Consider the following 18,967-nt stretch of genomic DNA (forward strand, 5'->3'; position numbering starts at 1 on the left):
TCGCATCCGACTACCGCATCATTCGGGTGGATCCGTTTGGACACGAGTGCGCCGGCGGAAATGTGCACCTCGTCCTCGAACGGATCAGCCATCTCAATCATCCCAGTTGTGGTCTCGCCGCACGGCCGGTGGGTGCTTCCATGACGAATGCGGTGACACCGGCGACGTACGCACAGTGTGTCCACTGGCCGAGCCGGCTCACCTGGCCTGAGCGTTGACCAGTAACCGGCCGTCGACGATTTCCACGACATCGTCCATGTCGGAGAGATGTGCGCGGTCGTGGGTGACCACCACCGTCGCAGTGCCGTTGGTGCGGGTCAGAGTGGTGATGAGATCGAGAATCGCCGCTCCGCGCTCGTGGTCGAGAGCGCTGGTGGGTTCGTCGACCAGCAGCACCGCGGGGTTGCTCATCAAGGCTCGAGCGATATTGACCCGCTGTCGTTGCCCACCGGAGAGTTGATGCGGCCTCTTGTGCGCGTGATCGCCGAGGCCAACAGCGTCGAGCAGCGTGAGCGCGTGCATTGCTGCGCCGCGGGGAGAGTGCCCATCGAGGTGGGCGATGACCTGCAGTTGCTCAACGGCGGACAACGACGGCAACAGATTGGGCTGTTGAAAGACCGTCCCGATCTTGGTGCGCCGCAATGTCGTCAATTGTCCGCGGGTCATTGCGACAGTGGATGTTCCGTCGATGACGACGCGTCCGGTATCGGGTGTGATCAAGGTGGCCGCCACGGCGAGCAAGCTGGATTTGCCGGAGCCGGACGGGCCGATGACGGCAGTCATCGTGCCTTTCTCGACGTGTAGGTCGACGCTGTCCAGCGCGGTCAGCCGGGCGTCGCCGTCGGGGTAAGTGAGGGTGATGTTGGTCAGATGCAGGCTCATCGTGCGCTCCAGAGTGCGGTGAGGGGGTCAACGGAGGTGATTCGGTTTATGGATAGTCCGGCGCCGACTGCGCCGAGGACGATAATGATCAGCGCGGGTAGCGCCACGGTGCCGATGTCGAGCACGAACGGCACGGTGCCGCCGACGAGTGCGCCCACTCCTGCGGCCAACCCCGTTCCGACGACGGTGCCGATGGTCAGCAGTACGACGGCTTGACCGAGCGCATCTCGAAGCAGATATGCGGTGGATGCTCCGAGAGCTTTGAGTACCGCGACGTCGCCGCTGCGCTGGATGGTCCACACGGTGAAGAACGCCCCGATGACAAGTGCAGAGATAGCGAAGAGGAAGGCGCGCATCAGTTGCAGCGAGCCGTTTTCCGAGCTGTAGGAGCCGACTGCGGACTTGGCGTCTGCGGTGGGCACCGTGTCGGTGCCGATCCGTTCGTCGGCCGCAGGGAGGTCGGCGTCGGCGACAGTGCTCAACCCGACCACTGTCGCTCGCAGCGGGCCGTCGGACGCTCCGCCGGACAGGGTCTGCCAGGCCTGCAAGTCCATGTAGATCACCGGGGTGTGGCTGTAGGAGGCGTCGCCGTCGACACCAGCGACCGTCAGCCGCTGTCCACCGAGGACGAAGTCTTCGCCGACTCCGACGTCGAGCTCGTCGGCGGCCGACGTAGACAGTACTGCGCTGCCGGTGCGGATTCGGTCCGATTCCGGTGCCAGAGTCGAGCCTGGCTGCACGCCGAACGCGGAGATCGAGGCGCTGCGCGGGCCGGCCTCGGCTTTGGTGGTCGTGATGCCGAGTGGTTCGGCTCGCTGAACTCCATCCACTTGTGCCCACTGCTGCCAGGTGGATTCGGTGACGGTGCTGTCGGTGAACGACACCGCCTTGCCCCCTGTCGGTGCCGAGAATGTCAGATGGTCAGCCGGCAGGTCGGTGATAGCCGACGTGCTTTCTCTGCCCAATCCTGCGGTGAGTCCGGACAACAGGCCGACCAACATGGTGATCAGCACGATGACGGTTCCCATCAGGGCGAACCGCCCTTTGGCGAATCGTAGGTCTCTCCAAGCGACGAACACGTCTTTTCTGCCTTTCTTGCAGACGACCGGATCAAGTACCCGGTGACTGAGTCCAACTCTCGCCGCTGCCTGGGTGCGGGGGCATCGACCGGGAGAGTGCATCCTGAGAGCCGGAAGGATCAGAGCCGGTTACACCTTTCGGCCGATGCCGGCCGAGTGCGAACCGCATAGCCTGGACACTGATATGGATCCGTCGTCGCTCACCCCTGTCATGCGCATCCTGCGCGGCTGCCTACATCTGTTGCTGGGGGCATTGCTGACGCTGTCGATCGTGCGTGCGGTCCAGGAGCGCGTACCGCACCTGATGGCGGTCGTCGTTCTTGCCGTGGTCCTGGGCGTGGTGTACGCGGTGGGCGCAACCTGGCCGAGAGTGCGTCACTCCGGGTCGATCGCCGCGGGATGGCTCGTGGCTGTCTGGGCGGTGTGGACGGCGTTGCTCGTGGTGAGCCCCGAGGCCGTGTACCTGGCGTTCCCGTTGTTCTTTCTCGAGCTCCATCTCCTGCAGACGAAGTGGGGCATGACGGCCGTTGTCGTCACGACCATCACGGCGATCGCTGGGTTCAGCTGGCATCAGAGAGGTTTCGCGGTCGGAGCGGTAATCGGACCCTCGCTCGGTGCCGCGGTCGCAATCGCGGTCGTACTCGGCTACCAGGCGCTCTATCGAGAGAGCGAACAGCGGCGCGCGCTCATCGAGGAGCTGACGGCTGCCCGCGGAGAACTGGCGGCGGCGGAACACGAGGCCGGGGTCCTCGCTGAACGTGAACGGCTGGCCCGTGAAATTCATGACACCCTGGCTCAGGGGTTGTCCAGCATCCATTTGTTGCTCCGCGCGGCCGAGCGCCTGCTCCCGGCGGGTTCCGACGAGGCGAACAGGCATGTCGTCCAGGCCCGAGAGACAGCGTCGAGCAACCTCGAAGAGGCCCGCCGCTTCGTTCGTGCGCTCACACCGCCGGATCTGGAGAACCGCTCACTTCCCTCGGCGTTGGAACGATTGTGCGCCCGCACTTCTACAGCTACCGGACTACCGGTCGACTGGCAGTTGTCGGGTGTTCCGGTACCTCTCCAGACAGCACACGAGGTTGCGTTGCTGCGCATCGCTCAGTCTGCTCTGGCGAATGCCACGCAGCATGCTGATGCCACCCGGGTGGCGGTCACCCTGAGCTACATGGACACCGAGGTGGCGCTCGACGTCGTCGATGATGGTGGGGGCTTCGATCCCGACACCGTCAGCACTGGGGATCGTGGTTTCGGGCTGCCCGGGATGAGGGCTCGCGCTGACTCACTGCGCGGCACCCTGGCGGTGGAATCGAAACCTGGCGAGGGCACAGCCATCGCCATCACTGTGCCGTTGGAGGTGCGAACATGATCCGCCTCCTCATGGCCGACGACCATCCGATAGTTCGCGCAGGATTGCGCGCGGTACTCGAGACCGAGCCGGACTTCGTGATCATCGCCGAAGCGACGACAGCCGAGCAGGCGATCGAACTGTCAGCCGAGCTCGAGGTCGACGTGGTGCTGATGGATCTGCAGTTCGGTCCCGGAATGCACGGCGTCGACGCCATCGCCCGCATTGCCGCCCTCCCCAGCGCACCGTATGTCCTGGTATTGACGACCTACGACACCGATGCCGACATTCTCGCTGCCATCGAAGCCGGCGCGGTGGGCTACCTCCTCAAAGACGCACCGCCCGATGATCTCTCTGCAGCGGTGCGCACGGCAGCAGCAGGAGGGTCGGCGCTCGCGCCTGCCGTCGCATCGCGGTTGATGGACCGGATGCGGACACCCGGCAGCACACTGACGTTGCGTGAGATCGAAGTGCTGCAGTTGGTGGCAGACGGACATTCCAACGTGCAGATCAGCCAGCAGCTGTTCCTGAGTCAGGCCACCGTCAAGTCCCATCTGGCCCACATCTACCCGAAATTGGGCGTCGACTCACGAACCTCGGCCGTGGCAGCAGCAACGTCCAGGGGCCTGATTCGGCCTGGGCAACAGCAACACTGACCCGGCACGCGTCAGTTCGGACCCGGCTCGCACACTTCGAGGTGGTCGTCGGGCGTACTCACAGCACCGTCATCGAAACATTGTTTCCCCCCGACTCCTTTGCGCGATACATGTGAGCATCCGCCGTTCTGGCCATTCGCACAATGGTCGAGGCCCCGATACCGGGCGACATCGAACTGACTGGGAGCACTGCTGCGCCGATGCTTGCTGTCACAGGTACCGGATCTGTCGGATGATACAACCCTGTTTTGACCAGATGGATCAATTCATGCAGATCGCATTCCGCGCCAGTGGACGCCACCAGAAATTCCTCGCCGCCCGTTCGTGCCACAACGCCTCGTCTACCTGCCAGTGCGGCCAAACGATTTGAAACCAGTTGAATGACCTCATCCCCACGGGCATGCCCATGATTGTCATTGACCCGTTTGAACTTATCTATATCGACTACGAGAACTACAAGAGAAAGCTGTTTTTCCTCGGCCTCCGCCCACAAATCGAGTAGTGCGTTGTCTGCGCCTCTCCTGTTGAAGACGCCAGTGAGGGGGTCGAGTGTCGACTGCCGGGCGTCGCGCGAGATCAGGGTCCACACAACTTGAGCGAATACCGGTGTGCCGTTGGTAGCCACGAGTACGGTGCATGTCGTAGCTAGAATCGTTGCTGGGTCCTCATTTTGACCAAGATATGCCAGATAGCCGAAAATTAGTGTAAAAACACTTGACCATGTGAGGTGCGCCGCCAGCCATCGCGGGCTCATGAGATATCCAACAAACGCCCCCGTCACCGAGAAGAGAACACACCCGGTCAAACGCCCGAAATCATCGTAGAAGGCCAGAACGGAGGTCAATCCTACGTCCCCGAAAATGGCGAACATAACAAAGACTTGTACCAGCCTTTTCCGACCATTGGGCAGAGGCAGCACCAGCCAGGCACCTGCAACCGCGACCTGAATTCCCAGCATCACGACAATCCAGGTTCTACCGCTCTCGCTCGTGGGACCATGGAAACTGAACAACATGACCGTCGAGATAAAAGCGATGGACAGAGTCCCCGCTGCGATGACCCCACCGAGAAGTCCGCGCAAATGACGGGTGGAGTGATGAAGTACTATCCAGTCGTAGTCGAACGGTTGCGTGAACCAGTCCGACAGTGCCGCGGAGGCTCGGCCGAAAGAGCTCTTGCGATGCCGACCCGACCGCGGTGGCTCACCGTAACGCTGCGACCGGATCGTATGCACCCATCCCCATTCCGTCGACCGTTGCCAGCTTCACTAGAAGGCCCAGTCCGGTCGATGCGCAACCCCGACTGCACAGGTGGAGCAAGGCTCTTACCCGCCTGTGCCGACCTCACAGCTACTTCAAGTTCGATGAAGCGGCTCGGCCCACAAAGCCGGAGTCATACCGTCATGTTCGTCTTACGCTTGTCGCGACCGGAACGCAGGTGGTTCGCCGGCGCAGAAACACAGACTTGTGATCTGTTGCGTAGGAATGGTAGCCATCCGGTCGAACAAGGTCCATAGCCTGCGCTGCTCAATTCTGAGGAAATGGACAGACATCGACGACGATGGTTTCCGATTGAACCAGCACAGGTTACGGGTGCAGGCGGAGTCAACAATCATCAGAGCCTGATCCACCCTCGCCGACGTCGAAATCCGTGCGACCGATTACTGGCGGATCTCCTGGCGCGCCATTTGGGTCGAAAGCGGACGGTGCATCGACACTGCCACTAAGTGACGTGCAGGTCAGAATCATGTGCACTTACGTGGCTCTTCCCAGATGACGGTGTAGGTCGGCCGGGCGCGTCGGTCCGCAGATAGACGTCGAGGTCTCCCGACGATGGAGGTTCCTACGCCATCCATCCGAAAGACCTCGACGTGTCCGACGCTACCCCGCCGGCCGGCTTCGGCCGCCCTGACCTGACCGCCTTCGCGGCTCATCCCAATCGACCCTGATCGGGTCTGCTGACCCCCTCGACGAGAACGCAGCGACATCACAGCCACCCAACCCCGACCGCCCGGGAAGCCGGGGCACGTCACATGGCCTGTGCTGCGGGCGTGTCGAGTGGGTCGTCCAGGGGCGACGCAGGAGAGTCGACGCGACGTGCTGAGAGGTGGTTCCAACCGAGCGCTAGGACACCGGCTACAGGCATGGCGATAGGTCAGGAACGGCGTCGCTCCCTGCGCAGGAGGGAGCGCAGAGTCTCGGCGTTCGCATAGCCGACCCGTAGCGCGATCTCGGCGGAGGTGAGGTCCGTGGTTGCTGAGAGGTGCCGCGCTCGTTCGATGCGAAGCCGTTGGACGAAGCCGAGCGGAGTGAGGTTGAGCGCCGCACGGACTCGTCGTTCGAGGGTGCGCCGGCTGGTGCCGAGCGACTGCGCGACGAAGGCGACGTTGAACGGTTCGTCCAGGCGGGCGCGCACGAAGCGTTCGAACTCGACGACGATCGGGTCCTCGTGCCGGAGATGTTCGTAGGCGACGAAGGCCGCCTGCGACGGACGCTCGTCGATGATGAGGAGCTTGGCGACATGTTGGGCCAGGTCGGGGCTGATCGATCGCACGAGTGAGAGCGCGAGGTCGATGTGGGCGAACGCGGCGCCGGCGGTGACGAGGTTCCCGTCGACCACGACCATGGTGTCGAGATCGAGGGCGACGGTCGGATAGCGCTTCAGGAACTCCGGCCCCAGGAACCAGCTGGTCGTCGCTCGCCGATGATGCATCCGTCCAGTCTCGGCGACGGCGAACACGCCGGTGCACGCCGCGGCGATCCGGGTGGTCGCGTCGTCGAGGCGCCCGAGTGAGGCGATGACCGAACGTGCATCTCGGCTCTGGAGGGCGTCGTTGGTAGCGGCGGCCGTGAGGGTTCCAAGCGCAGGGACGACGACCACGTCGAACTCTCCGGACTCCGACAGCGGGTGGTCTACCGACAGGGTCATCGATGCCGTCGTGGTCACTCGCCGTTTCGGTCCGAGGATGGCGAGTTCGATCGGGTCGATCCGCGGGTCGACATCGCCGCGGGCTCCGTCGGCCACCCGCACGATGTCGATGACCGACGCGACAGCCGAACCGAAGCAGCCGTCGATCGCGATCAGTCCGATACGCATGGCGCGAACAATAGCAATACTGTCGTATACGCCACTCCCCACCGGCCCTCGCTCGTCATACGCTGAACTCGCCCCACGAAGAACCCCGACTTCAAGGAGAACCCCTCATGTCCACACCCGCATCACTTCCGTATGCCTTCGTCGCCAAGATCGTCGCGGCCGATGGACAGCACGACGCGCTCGCCGTTCTGCTCGCCGGCGCTGTCGCACTCGCCAACGAAGAAGTAGGAACGATTGTCTGGTTCGCGGCTAGGACCCACGCCGACACCTTCTGGATCTTCGATGCATTCCCCGACGAGGCCGCTCGCGACGCCCACGCCAACGGCGCCATCGTCGCAGCCCTGATGGCCAACCAGCACCTCCTCGGCGCAGCACCCGAGATCCTGGCGGCCGACGTCCTCGCGTCCAAGCTCCCGTAGTCCGCCAACGCACGAGACGATCGCGCCCCGCCGAGCCGTCGGACCCGACCGCCTCGACACCCGCACCACGTTGACGATCCCCGACGGGCCGATCACGAGGAGGCCAGGCAACACCAGGCGCAAGCCTGGAGCGGCACTGTTTCACCGGTGGTCATCGAGAGAGCCAGCGCGGCTCCATGGCAGCGCAACTGTGTCAACTTGCCCTCCGTCCCGCGAGGCGCCGTGGGCGGGGTCGTGGTTGCGATCCGTTGCCGTGACGGGAGACGCGTTGCGCGTCGCAGCGATGACGGGTCGTTGGCGTTCCGGGGCGTTGCGTTCGTGCGCGCCGCGCGTGCGGCATGGAGCATCTCGCTGCGCACACAACGATCGTTGCGCCGACGCACCGTTGACACCTCGCACGTCCAGGTCGCGACACAACGCCACGCTGCGTTGCCGAGCGGAGCGAGGCCTTTCGGCACACGGACAGGATGCCGGCCGCGAGCGCTCAGCCGGCGAGGGGTCCGTCGCAGAGGAGAGCGACGTCGGTGTCGGGCAGAGCCGTGAGGCCAGCGCATCGCGCGACCACCAGAACCGAACCGACGACCTAATCACGTCGGCTCTGCGTCTATCGCTTGATGCGCCCACTGGGTGAACGAGCCGCTGACCTGCACAAACGCCGAGCGTGGGGGACGCTGCCATCCGGTGGTGACCGACGACGACCGACCAGTACCGACCGTTTTACCGGAGTTTCACCGGAGCTCGCGGCGGCGTCGAAGCCGAGCAAGCTCCATTCTTTAGCTCACCGCGCCTTGCTCCTCGCCGGTCCCGTCGTCGTCGAAGACGTCTCTCAGGGCTCTTCCCAGATGAGGGTGTGGGTCGGCCGGGCGCGTCGGTCCGCAGATAGACGTCGAGGTCTCCCGACGATGGAGGTTCCTACGCCATCCATCCGAAAGACCTCGACGTGTCCGACGCTACCCCGCCGGCCGGCTTCGGCCGCCCTGACCTGACCGCCTTCGCTCGACTCGACGGCCTCGGTCTGAGCGTGACCGGGCAACGACTTGAACCGGATCGTGCGGTCCTCGCGTGCCGCGTGGTGGAACCAGATCAGTGGTGCCGACGGTGCGGCAGCGAAGGCGCTGCTCGTGACACCGTGATCCGGCGGTTGGCCCACGAGCCGCTGGGCTGGCGACCGACCGTGCTGGAAGTTGTAGTGCGCCGCTACCGCTGTGCCGACTGCGGACACGTGTGGCGCCAAGACACCAGCGCCGCGGCGGAGCCACGCGCGAAGCTCTCGCGCACCGGGTTGCGGTGGGCGCTGGAAGGGATCGTGGTCGCACACCTCACCGTCGCCCGTGTCGCCGAGGGACTCGGGGTCGCGTGGGACACCGCCAACAACGCGGTCCTGGCCGAAGGCAATCGGCTGCTGATCAACGACCCCACGCGGTTCGAGGGCGTGAAGGTCATTGGCGTCGATGAGCACGTCTGGCGCCACACCAGGCGTGGCGACAAGTACGTCACCGTGATCATCGACCTCACCCCGGTCCGCGATGGCGCCGGCCCAGCAAGGCTGCTGGACATGGTCGAGGGCCGGTCGAAGGCGGCGTTCAAGACCTGGCTCGCCGACCGCGACGACGCCTTCCGTGACGCGGTCGAGGTGGTCGCGATGGACGGCTTCACCGGGTTCAAGACCGCCGCTGCGGAGGAGATCCCGGACGCGGTCACGGTGATGGATCCCTTCCACGTCGTGCGCCTGGCCGGTGACGCCCTCGACAGGTGTCGGCGCCGGGTCCAACTCGCGATCCACGGGCACCGTGGGTTCAGGGACGACCCGCTCTACAAGTCGCGGCGCACGCTGCACACCGGCGCGGACCTGCTTACCGACAAGCAGAGCGACAGGCTACGCGCGCTGTTCGTTGATGACGCTCACGTCGAGGTCGAGGCGACCTGGGGTGTCTACCAGCGCATGATCGCCGCCTATCGCCACGAGGACCGGCAACGTGGCCGCGAGCTCATGGAGAAGCTGATCACCGACCTCAGCGCCGGCGTCCCCAAGGTGCTCACCGAGCTCACCACCCTGGGCCGGACCCTGAAGAAGCGAGCCGCCGACGTGCTCGCCTACTTCGAACGACCCGGCACCAGCAACGGGCCGACCGAGGCGCTCAACGGACGGCTCGAACACCTGCGCGGCTCCGCACTCGGGTTCCGCAACCTGACCAACTACATCGCCCGAAGCCTGCTCGAGACCGGCGGATTCAGACCCCAACTCCTACACCCCCGATTGGGATGAGCCACTTACGTACGACATAAAGAGAGTCTCTCAGTCGAAACACGCGGCGCGGGGTCGTTCATATTCAGCTGTCCGACGACGCCGTTGTCCGAGTATCGCCGCGCGGCCTGCTTCCGGGGAACGACTTCGGCTTTGGCAGACGACGCGAGCGCGCCGCTGGGACTCGGAATGGGCCGACGGGGTCTTCGAACGCCGGGATTCTGCCCATCCTGCTGTTCGATTTCGCGGTCGGTGGAAGCGACAGATTACGCGGGGGAGCTACACCCCGGCCTGGGGTACAAGGCCGCACCCAATTCGCCAGAGCATGTCGGTAAGCCTTTATCTGGGGATCCCGCGCATAGTCTTATGCCCGCGGTGTCGATCGCCCCCACCCGGCGTCGCTCGTGATCGCCTGCAGCAGTGGCTGAGTGCGGTAGGGGAGGGGCGTCGTCAGCGCCACGGTGGTGCTCGAGTGCCACACCCCGACTATGCCGAGCACCTTCTCGATGAGCTCCTGCAGACTCGCGTGATCCTGCGTCGCGACGCGAACGAGCAGATCTTCCCTCCCGGTCGTCGCGTGGATCTCGAGCACTTCGGGGATATCCCTCAGCGCCGCTACGACGGAACTGAGATACCCCTGTTCGAGTTCGAGTTCGAGCGCGAGGAAGGCCTGAACGTCGATCCCGGCCAGAGCCAGATTCAACTCGGGCCGAAAGCTCCGGATCAGCCCGGTGTCCTCCAACCGCTTGATCCGGGACTGAACGGTGTTGCGCGTGACTCCGAGGGTTGCCGCGAGCTCCACGATCCCGGCGCGGGCGTCCGTCGTCAGAAGCCCGATGAGCTTGGCGTCCAACTGGTCGATGGTGAGCATTTCGTAGACCTCCGAAGGTGTTCCAGATCACTGTCTGCGCGTTCTGCTTAGTTGTACTCGCATCAGTTGACCGTGGTGCTGGGCAGGTACATGGTTGCGGGACCGATAGGTCAACTAGAGCAGCTTCTTGTGCCAGATGTGAGGTAACCGTTCGATGACCCAGCTCGACGACGTAACGACGGTCCAGCCTGATTTCGATCCCACGGATCGCTACCGGACCGATTCCGGGCCCACACTCATGACCGGTGTTCAGGCCATCGCCCGGCAGCTGGTGGAGCAGCACGCCCGCGACCAGCGGGCCGGCCGCAAGGTAGCGACGTTCGTCTCCGGCTACCAGGGCAGTCCGCTGGCCGGCCTGGATCGACTGCTCGCCGGCATCCCCGAGCTCGGCTCGGTCCACGACGTCCGGCTCGTACCCGGCATGAACGAAGAGCTCGCCGCGACGTCGGTGTGGGGCAGCCAACTCGAGCTCCCCAGCGGAACCGCGACCCACGACGGCGTCGTCGGCGTCTGGTACGGCAAAGGCCCTGGCCTCGACCGCGCCAGCGACGCACTGCGCCACGGCGCGATGTACGGCGCACACCCGGCCGGAGGTGCGTTGGTACTGGTGGGCGACGACCCGGCGGCCAAGTCGTCGACCGTCCCCGCTGCCAGTGAACGCTCGCTCGCTGCACTGTCCATGCCGATCTTTTTCCCGCGCAACGCCGAAGAGATCATCGCCTTCGGGTTGTACGGCGTCGCCCTGTCCCGGCTGTCCGGTTGCTGGTCGGCCATGAAGATCAACGCCGACGTCGCCGACGGGTTGTGGACGCTCGATCGCAACTTCTCCGACTTCGAGATCGTCTCCCCGTCGATCGAGTGGGAAGGGCGGCCGTGGACCTACCGTCAACGTGTTCCCGGTCCGCCGCCGGACAGCGTTCTCGCAGAAGCCGACCTCTACGGCCCGCGGTGGGCGATGGTCGAAGCATTCAACGCCGCCAACGACGTCGACTCGATCGAGATCGATCCGGACAACGCGTGGCTGGGCATCGTTGCCGTGGGAACCGCCTACGATTCGGTTCGACAGGCCCTGCGCGAACTTGGTCTCGACGACGACAAGCTCGTCGACGCCGGGATCCGCATTCTGCGTGTCGGAATGCCGTACCCGCTGGGTTCGGCGAAAGTCCGGCAGCTCGCACGTGGCGTCGAGACCGTGCTCGTCGTCGAGGACAAGACGTCCTTCGTCGAGGCACAGGTCAAGGATGCGCTGTACGGCTCAGGCCATGCCCCGGCAGTCGTCGGCAAACGCGCGTCCTCCGGCACCGTATTGATCCCCGCGGACGGGGAGCTGACCGCTGCGCGGCTGCGAAAGCCGTTGCGCACGCTGCTGTCCGGTCGTGTGGAGATCATCGTTCCACCGCCGCCGCCGCTCGAGCTGACCGTTCTGTCTTCGAAGCGGACCCCGTACTTCTGTTCGGGGTGCCCGCACAACCGATCGACGGCTGTTCCGGAAGGCTCCCTGGCAGGCGGCGGAATCGGTTGCCACACCTTGGTCACGATGTCTTCGCGTACCGACTCTCAGGTGACAGGTCTGACGCAGATGGGCGGCGAAGGGGCGCAGTGGATCGGACAATCCCCGTTCACCGACGTCGGGCACATCTTTCAGAATGTCGGTGACGGAACGTATTTCCACTCCGGGCAGCTTGCTGTGCAGGCCTGCATCGCCGCCGGGGTGAACATCACCTACAAGATCTTGTTCAACTCCGCCGTCGCCATGACCGGCGCTCAGGACGCGGAGGCGGGTCTGAGCGTGCCCGACCTGACCCACAAACTCGCCGCCGAGGGCGTCGCGAAGATCATCGTCTGCGCCGACGAACCCGAGCGCCACCGGGGTGCGTCGTTCTCCGTCGGGACCGTGCTGTGGGATCGGGACCGGCTCGACGAGGCGCAACGGCTCCTGCGGGACACCACGGGTGTCACCGTCTTGATCTACGACCAGCAGTGCGCCGCGGAGGCGCGTCGTAAACGCAAGCGGGGCACGTTGCCGGCGCGACGGACGCGCGTGGTGATCAACGAGGCCGTGTGTGAGGGCTGCGGCGACTGCGGTGTCAAGAGCAACTGCCTCTCGGTGCAACCCGTCGACACCGAGTTCGGCCGCAAGACCCGTATCGATCAGGGCAGTTGCAACACCGACTACTCCTGCCTCGATGGCGATTGCCCGTCGTTCGTCACCGTCGAGCTCCCCGAGTCGCCGGTGGCGACGGTGAAGAAGGCTGTGGCACAGCCGCCGTCGGTATCGGACGTCGTGCTCCCGACAGTCGAGGCGACGCACAACATCTTCCTCGCCGGCATCGGCGGGACCGGCATCGTCACCGTCAACCAGGTGCTGGGCATGGCAGGCTTGCGCTCGGGTCTGCACGTCGAGGGGCTGGACCAGACCGGGTTGAGCCAGAAGGCAGGTCCGGTCACCTCGCACCTGCGACTGAGTCCACACCGCGCCGAACCGTCCAATCGCATCAGCCCCGCCTCGGCGGACTGCATCCTGGCGTTCGATCTGCTCACCGCGGCCGATGGCAAGAACGCAGGCGTCGCCGATCCCGCACGGACGGTCACGGTTGCATCGACCAGCCGGACGGCGACGGGCGAGATGGTCTACGACCCGTCCGTCTCGTACCCGGACGAGAGCGGTCTGCTCGACCGACTGGACGTGCTGTCCAAGCAGCTCGTGAGCTTCGATGCGCTGGCGGCTGCGGAGACGCTGTTCGGCAATACCGCCGCAGCGAACTTCCTCCTCGTCGGAGCGGCCTACCAGGTCGGCGGACTGCCGATCCCGGCCGACGCTATCGAAGAAGCCATTGCGATCAACGGTGTTGCGGTGCAGGCGAACCACGCTGCGTTCCGTTGGGGTCGCGTCGCCGCCGACGATCCTGCAGCGTTCCGAGCCGCGATGACGCAGGCGGCTCCCCTGGCCACTCGGACGATCACACCGGCGCCGGAGCGGCTACTGAACTCGATCACTGTCGACGGTGTGGTTCGCGAACTCGTCGAGCGCCGCGCCGGCGAGCTCGTCGCCTACCAGAGCGAGAAAATTGCCTCCAGGTATCTGGCCGTCGTCGAGCAGGTATGGGCCAAGGAGCGCACGGTCGGTGACCGCACCGAGTTCAGCGAGGCCGTGGCACAGGGATTGTTCAAGTTCATGGCCTACAAGGACGAGTACGAGGTGGCCCGGCTGCTGACCGACCCGGCGTTCCTCGCGTCGGTGTCGTCGGAGGTGCCCGGGGGAGAGAAGCTCACCTACAAGCTGCATCCACCTGCGCTGAAGGCCCTTGGACGCACCAAGAAGATCGGGCTCGGCCCCAACCTGCATCTACCCATGCGCGTTCTCGCCAAGGGGAAGAAGCTGCGCGGCACGGTCTTCGACCCGTTCGGGTACGCACACGTTCGGCGGCTGGAACGAGCACTGATCGACCACTACGAGTCGATGGTGCTCGACGCCGCCGATCATCTCACCGAACAGAACTACGACGCGGCAACCCAGGCCGCGGTGGCAGCGGACATCGTGCGCGGCTACGAGGACGTCAAGCTCGGGAACGTCGATCGTTACCGCGCCCGCCTCACCGAATTGTCCATCGATACAACAGCTCTCCCGACGACCCGCTAGTACACCGACACAGGACAGGAATCATGACACTGATCGACGATCACCGCACGAATACCTTCGGATCGACGGGAGTATTCGGTCGTCCCGATTTCGCCGACGATTCGCCGCACGAGCAGGTGGTGTTCTGTCAGGACGCCGCAACCGGCTTGAAGGCCATCATTGCCATTCACTCGACGGCACTCGGCAATGCCCTGGGTGGGACGAGGTTCTTCCCGTACCGGGACGAGCAGTCGGCTCTGACCGATGTGCTGCGGCTCTCGCGCGGCATGACGTACAAGGCGGCTGCTGCCGGCCTTCATCTCGGCGGCGGCAAAGCAGTCATCATCGGCGACCCCGCGACCGTCAAGACGCCCGAGCTGCTCGAAGCGTACGGCCGATTCGTCGAGACGCTCGGCGGCCGGTACATCACGGCAGGTGATGTGGGAACCACCTCCGACGATATGGATGTCATCGGACGCTCGACCGATCACGTGGTGTCTCGGACGACGGCAGCGGGGGGATCGGGCGACAGCGCACCGTTGACCGCACTCGGTGTGTTTCATTCCATGCGTGCGGCCGCCCAGGCCAACTGGGGATCGACGGATCTCGGGGGCCGCCGCGTGGGCGTCGAAGGCACCGGGAAGGTCGGCTACAACCTCATCAAGCTACTGGTCGAGGCCGGTGCGACCGTCACTGCGACCGACGTGAATGCCGCTGTGCTGCAGCATGTGCAAGCAGAATTCACCGACGTGCGGATCGCCGATCGGGTCATCGACACCGATATCGAGATCTACGCACCCTGTGCGATGGGAGCGACGCTGACGGACGAGAGTGTCCGCGCCCTGAACGCTGTAATCGTATGCGGCGCAGCGAACAACCAACTCATACAGCCAGGCGTCGAGGAGACACTGCGTCAGCGTGGGGTCGTATGGGTTCCCGACTACGTCGCGAACAGCGGTGGTCTCATTCAGGTAGCGGGCGAGATCGACGGTAGCTCGCGCTCCGAGATCACGGCCCGGGTCGAACGTGTCGGGTCGACGGTCGCCGAAATTCTGCGTCGCCAGCGCGATCAGGGAGTGCTGGCGGGTCATGCTGCGCACAGCATCGTCCAGGAGCGCCTCGCCGCCCGCTGAAATCTATTGGTTTCTTCGAAAAGCATTGCATCAGAACGGAAGTCGGATAGAATGTGATTACCAACACAGTTCGAGTGGATGCCGTGCGAGACCCGCGTGGACCAGGTGCTCGAACAACTCGAAGTCGACAGGTAGAACACAACAGTGGATGAGAAGCGTCCGTCGAGCTATGCCCGAAAGACCGGGATCTTTCGAACCAAATCGGTCGAGCAGTCCATTCGGGAACCCACGAACCCGACACCAAGCTCCGCAAGGACCTGTCGTCCTGGGACCTCACGGTGTTCGGCGTAGCCGTGGTCGTCGGAGCGGGCATTTTCACGCTCACCGCGAGAACCGCAGGCAACGTGGCGGGTCCGTCGGTATCTCTCGCATTCGTCCTTGCCGCGATAGCGTGCGGACTCGCCGCGTTGTGCTATGCCGAGTTCGCTTCCACCGTTCCGGTGGCCGGCAGCGCATACACGTTCTCCTACGCGACATTCGGTGAGTTCGTCGCCTGGATCATCGGATGGGATCTCATTCTGGAGTTCGCCCTCGCGTCGTCCGTCGTGGCGAAGGGTTGGTCGTTGTATCTCGGTGAAGTTCTCGGCTCCGCGTCGCCGATCGTGACGATCGGTGGTGTCGACATCGACTGGGGTGCCTTACTCATCGTCGTCATCATCACCGGCCTTCTGGCCAGCGGTACCAAACTGTCCTCCCGCGTGTCGCTGATCATCACCGCCATCAAGGTCGCGGTAGTGATACTGGTCGTCGTCGTCGGCGCGTTCTACATCAAAGCCGAGAACTACTCCCCGTATATTCCGCCCGCTGAGGGGGGGACGACGACGGAAGGCGTTCACCAGTCGCTCTTTTCCTTCGTTACAGGTGCAGGCGGCAGCACATTCGGGTGGTACGGCCTCCTAGCCGCAGCGAGCCTGGTGTTCTTCGCGTTCATCGGGTTCGATGTCGTGGCGACCACGGCCGAAGAAACCAAGGAGCCGCAAAAGGCTCTACCCCGCGCGATCCTGGGCTCGCTGGCGATCGTGACGGTCCTCTACGTCGCCGTCACCCTCGTGCTGACCGGAATGGTGAACTACACCGAACTGGCCGGAGACGACTCCACATTGGCGACGGCGTTCGAGCTGAACGGCTTGACGTGGGTGAAGAACGTCATTTCGTTCGGCGCACTGGCCGGCCTGACGACCGTGGTGATGGTGATGATGCTGGGCCAGACTCGCGTGTTGTTCGCGATGTCGCGCGACGGCTTGGCGCCCCGCAGTCTGGCCCGTACCGGCAAGCGCGGCACGCCGCTACGCATCACGCTGATCGTGGGATTCGTTATCGCAGTTCTGTCCGCGTTCTTCCCGATCGGCGTACTCGAAGAGATGGTCAACATCGGAACGCTGTTCGCCTTCGTGCTGGTCTCGATCGGCGTCATCGTCCTCCGGCGAACCCGCCCCGACTTGAAGCGCGGGTTCAAAGTACCGCTGATGCCGTGGATTCCTATCGTTGCTGTCATCGCGTGCCTGTGGTTGATGGTCAACCTGTCCGTCGAGACCTGGCTGCGGTTCGTGATCTGGATGGCAATCGGTGTGGTCATCTACTTCACCTACAGCAAAGGCAACGCAGACAAAACAATTCGCGAACGCGAGCAGGAAGATATCGAGCGGGAAGCGGCGCGTTCGGAGGTAGTCGAGTAGCAAGCATCGAGAGCGCACCCGAATCGACGGGCCCCGTTGTCACACCTCGGCCGACGGGCCCGTCGTTTCGGGGGTCGTGCGCGCCGCCGACCCGTCGAATCTTCCGGCTCGTGTGGCACGTTCTTTGGCTCGCCGATCGGGCCTGAGTGGCCGCACGCCTCCGGTTCGCAGCATTCGAGGCCCACATCAGCGCGCCTGCCAGCGGCTGAGCATGAGCCGTACTGCTGTACGCAAACGTTTTGATTGACAGTGGAGGTGAAGTGCCGTGCTCGAGTACTGGACGATTCCAACCAGCGACTTCTGGAGACGATGCCCGGCCTGCGGCAATAAATGCACCGCAGAAAGGGTCCGGCGCACTCTGTCCAACCACGAACAGGTTACCAATGACTACGCTGCCTGCTGTGCATGTTCATGGGAGGGCTTCGCGGACATGACACGGGGCGAAGGCGTCCAGTCTCAATGATGCCAGTGCGCCCGGGTTGCGGTGGTGACGGCGCGGACTGCCTATCGATTTCAGACGTGGGCGTCATGATTTTTCTGGGGTTTGACCTCCGGTGCAGTCGTCTTCCGGCATTCTCAGTGCAGAAGATGTAGCGCGCCAATCGTCGTCACCGCCGTACGGCGTCTGCTCACTTTCGGGGAAGTCCTAGCAGGCTCCGCACGGTCTCGTCGACGCTTTGCACAGTCGCGGCCGGGTCAGCTCCCACGAAACTGGGAACAGTGCTGATGTCGCAATACGGTCGCTCGGGTGCGGGTTCGCTCGACACGGTGTCGAGCCAGTCCATGCTCAGCGCGAGCCCGGACACGGCGGTGGTGAGATGCAGCCCCAGCTCTTCTCGTCGGACGGTCAGACGCGCACTGCGTTCGCACTCGGCGCGCACGTACGAGTCGAGGTCGGTCACGGGTACCGCTTCGTCGTTCACGCTGTGATAGAGCAGACGGGGGACATCAGTGGCCGTGGTACCGAGGCGGGCGCGGTCCAGTACGGTGCGAATCTCAGGTTTGCCCCACACCGATGCGAAAGGTTCGGTGAACAAGGTGTCGTACTGTCGGGCGATGTTCGTGAGCTGGTTCGATGTCGAGCATGCAGTGGCCATGGCATCGAGGGTCGTGCGGCCCAGCGGTGTGAGGTACGGGTCCAGTCGTGCTTTCAGATCGGGGTAGGTGTTGCGAAGTCCGGAGACGATGAACAGTCCCGTTCCTGCCTGGGCGGAACCGTCGAGGTTGTACGGCGATTCGGCGAGATCGACTGGTGTACCGCCCATTGCTGCGCCGACGAGGTTGATCTCCGGGGCGTACGTCGCGTGTTCCTCAGTGGCCCATCCTGTGGCGAGCGCGCCGCCGGAGTATCCGGCGGCGCCCACGGGTACCGATTCGGGGAGACCCAGTGGGGCGAAGTCCCGCGCTGCTCGAATACCGTCGAGCACTGCACGACCCGGCTCGACCGTGGCTCCGAATTCGGACAGTGGCCCGCCGTGGTCGGGTATCGACACCGTCCAGCCCCGATACAGAGCGGACTGCACCAGGGCGAGGCCCGCCGAGATCGCCGTGACCCCGTCCAGGGCGGGGTTAGTGGACAGGTTCCTCGACGGTGCACACTGCGGTGCGGTGGCGTCCTCGAACACCTGGTAGGACAACAGTCGATGCGTCGAGGTCCCTTCGGGCGGAGCCAGGACGGTGGTGACCGTGGTGCTGGGTGCCCCCTGTTCGTCGGTGGTGCGGTACAGAAGCTGCCACGCCGTGACCCCCACCGGTACGGGGAGTCCGAACAGGGCGACCGGGGTTGCTCTGGATCGGAGCACTGTTCCGGGCGCTGAGTCTTCGAAACCTGCAGGCGGAACGTAGAATTCCGGCGGCGGCGCATCGGCACCGGCATGGGCGGTCCCCCACAGCGCGGTCGAGGCAAGTGCCATGAGTATCGTTAGGCCGAATATCATGAGGCGGCG

The 18,967-nt window shown here is 64.4% G+C and carries 12 protein-coding genes and 1 pseudogene; 7 read left to right on the forward strand and 6 right to left on the reverse strand.

The window, feature by feature from the left end; all coding sequences use genetic code 11:
* Positions 1-198: 198 nt before the first annotated feature.
* Entirely contained in the window at positions 199-882 is a 684-nt protein-coding gene (locus tag VF34_RS05040; protein WP_032401344.1) for an ABC transporter ATP-binding protein, read from the reverse strand.
* A complete protein-coding gene (locus VF34_RS05045) occupies positions 879-1,910 on the reverse strand; it encodes an ABC transporter permease (protein WP_197077432.1) in 1,032 nt (343 codons plus the stop codon). The genes VF34_RS05040 and VF34_RS05045 overlap by 4 nt, the downstream gene beginning before the upstream one ends.
* A 235-nt stretch (positions 1,911-2,145) precedes the next feature.
* On the opposite strand from VF34_RS05045, the gene VF34_RS05050 reads away from it, so the two are divergent.
* Together VF34_RS05050 and VF34_RS05055 are read left to right on the forward strand one after the other, a co-directional pair.
* Positions 2,146-3,327, forward strand: a complete 1,182-nt coding sequence (locus VF34_RS05050; protein ID WP_045840987.1) for a sensor histidine kinase — start codon at positions 2,146-2,148, stop codon at positions 3,325-3,327.
* On the forward strand, positions 3,324-3,962 hold the full coding sequence (locus VF34_RS05055; RefSeq protein ID WP_045840988.1) for a response regulator: 639 nt from the start codon (positions 3,324-3,326) through the stop codon (positions 3,960-3,962). Before VF34_RS05050 ends, VF34_RS05055 begins: the two co-directional genes overlap by 4 nt.
* A 58-nt stretch (positions 3,963-4,020) precedes the next feature.
* Here VF34_RS05055 and VF34_RS24560 read toward each other — a convergent pair whose 3' ends face one another.
* Together VF34_RS24560 and VF34_RS05065 are read right to left on the reverse strand one after the other, a co-directional pair.
* Entirely contained in the window at positions 4,021-4,920 is a 900-nt protein-coding gene (locus VF34_RS24560; RefSeq protein WP_230593580.1) for a GGDEF domain-containing protein, read from the reverse strand.
* 1,196 nt (positions 4,921-6,116) lie between these two features.
* On the reverse strand, positions 6,117-7,058 hold the full coding sequence (locus VF34_RS05065) for a GlxA family transcriptional regulator (protein ID WP_027504856.1): 942 nt from the start codon (positions 7,056-7,058) through the stop codon (positions 6,117-6,119).
* 107 nt (positions 7,059-7,165) lie between these two features.
* Here VF34_RS05065 and VF34_RS05070 point away from each other — a divergent pair, with 107 nt between their 5' ends.
* Both VF34_RS05070 and VF34_RS05075 read left to right on the forward strand, forming a co-directional pair.
* A complete protein-coding gene (locus tag VF34_RS05070) occupies positions 7,166-7,477 on the forward strand; it encodes a putative quinol monooxygenase (RefSeq protein ID WP_045840989.1) in 312 nt (103 codons plus the stop codon).
* A gap of 940 nt (positions 7,478-8,417) precedes the next feature.
* The gene (locus tag VF34_RS05075) at positions 8,418-9,743 is read left to right on the forward strand and encodes an ISL3-like element ISPfr2 family transposase (RefSeq protein WP_032401348.1); all 1,326 of its coding nucleotides are present in this window, start codon (positions 8,418-8,420) and stop codon (positions 9,741-9,743) included.
* 343 nt (positions 9,744-10,086) lie between these two features.
* Here the strand turns inward: VF34_RS05075 and VF34_RS05080 are convergent, their stop codons facing one another.
* Positions 10,087-10,593, reverse strand: a complete 507-nt coding sequence (locus tag VF34_RS05080) for an Lrp/AsnC family transcriptional regulator (RefSeq protein WP_045840990.1) — start codon at positions 10,591-10,593, stop codon at positions 10,087-10,089.
* A 154-nt stretch (positions 10,594-10,747) separates the two neighbouring features.
* On the opposite strand from VF34_RS05080, the gene VF34_RS05085 reads away from it, so the two are divergent.
* The 3 genes and pseudogenes from VF34_RS05085 to VF34_RS05095 all read left to right on the forward strand — a co-directional run bounded on the left by VF34_RS05085 (position 10,748) and on the right by VF34_RS05095 (position 17,021).
* Complete coding sequence (locus tag VF34_RS05085) at positions 10,748-14,233, forward strand: indolepyruvate ferredoxin oxidoreductase family protein (protein ID WP_045840991.1); 3,486 nt, start codon at positions 10,748-10,750, stop codon at positions 14,231-14,233.
* Between the two features lie 23 nt (positions 14,234-14,256).
* Positions 14,257-15,345, forward strand: coding sequence for a Glu/Leu/Phe/Val family dehydrogenase (locus VF34_RS05090; protein ID WP_032375664.1), 1,089 nt, complete (start codon positions 14,257-14,259; stop codon positions 15,343-15,345).
* 144 nt (positions 15,346-15,489) lie between these two features.
* Positions 15,490-17,021, forward strand: a pseudogene (locus tag VF34_RS05095) (amino acid permease).
* Positions 17,022-17,650: 629 nt separating this feature from the next.
* On the opposite strand, the gene VF34_RS05100 reads toward VF34_RS05095, so the two are convergent.
* Entirely contained in the window at positions 17,651-18,934 is a 1,284-nt protein-coding gene (locus VF34_RS05100) for a lipase family protein (RefSeq protein ID WP_052061718.1), read from the reverse strand.
* Positions 18,935-18,967: the final 33 nt, after the last annotated feature.

This window comes from Rhodococcus sp. PML026, from assembly GCF_000963615.1.
In the GTDB taxonomy this organism is placed as follows: domain Bacteria; phylum Actinomycetota; class Actinomycetes; order Mycobacteriales; family Mycobacteriaceae; genus Rhodococcoides; species Rhodococcoides fascians.